The sequence below is a fragment of the Thermoactinomyces sp. CICC 10521 genome, assembly GCF_016055135.1.
Classification (GTDB): domain Bacteria; phylum Bacillota; class Bacilli; order Thermoactinomycetales; family Thermoactinomycetaceae; genus Thermoactinomyces_A; species Thermoactinomyces_A daqus.
This window is the reverse complement of the sequence record NZ_JAECVZ010000083.1, coordinates 1-1,025: the sequence shown is the minus strand read 5'-3', so window position 1 is coordinate 1,025 and position 1,025 is coordinate 1. Positions and strand designations below refer to the sequence as shown.

Annotated in this window: 1 protein-coding gene; it reads left to right on the top strand. The window is 47.2% G+C overall.

Annotated features, from left to right (window positions below; genetic code table 11):
* Nucleotides 1-4: 4 nt before the first annotated feature.
* On the top strand, nucleotides 5-1,025 hold a 1,021-nt coding region (locus I8U17_RS18055; RefSeq protein ID WP_304650723.1), incomplete at its 3' end, for a PEP/pyruvate-binding domain-containing protein.

Here is a 1,025-nt window from a genome sequence, read left to right as displayed (position 1 = left end):
ATTTTTGTTCGTTGGAGGAAAGGGGTTGAATTTGGGGGAACTGGCGAAGATTCATGGAATACAAGTGCCGGAAGGATTTTGTGTTACGACAAAAGCTTTTCAAAAAGCCCTCGAACAAAACGAAGCGTTTCGCGCAATGTTGGATCAACTCACATTGATGAAAGCAGAGGAGCGGGATCGAATCAGGGAAATCAGCAGCCGGATTCGGAAAATCATAATGGAAGCAGAGATTCCTTCCGATGTTGAGAAAGCAGTTGCTCACTATCTCGCACGATTTGGCAACGAACATGCGTATGCCGTGCGGTCCAGTGCAACGGCGGAAGATTTGCCGCATGCCTCTTTTGCCGGTCAGCAAGAAACCTATTTAAATATTATCGGAAAGGAAGCCATTTTGCGTCACATCAGCAAATGTTGGGCTTCCTTGTTTACGGATCGTGCCGTGATCTACCGTATGCTAAACGGATTTGACCACAGCCAAGTGCATCTGTCCGTAATCGTTCAACGGATGGTGTTTCCACAGGCTTCAGGAATTTTATTTACTGCAGATCCGGTTACTTCCAATCGAAAACTGCAATCGATCGAGGCCGGTTTTGGACTTGGAGAAGCTCTTGTCGCCGGTTTGGCATCTGCCGATTGTTATAAGGTGCAAGAAGATAAAATTGTCGAGAAGAGGATCGCAACCAAAAAATGGGCGATCTATGGACTGAAAGAAGGCGGAACGGAGACACGGCAGATCGATCCTGATCAACAAAAGATTCCGGCACTTACTGACCAACAAATTTTCCGACTGGCACGCATCGGGAGACAGATCGAAGCATATTTTGGTTGCCCGCAAGATATCGAATGGTGTTTGGCTGACGATACATTTTATATCGTCCAGAGCCGGCCCATCACCACCTTGTATCCCATCCCCGAGACAAATGATCCCGGCTATCGCGTTTATGTGTCTGTCGGCCACCAACAAATGATGACTGATCCCATAAAACCGTTGGGATTGTCTTTTTTCCTGTTAACGACTCGTGCGC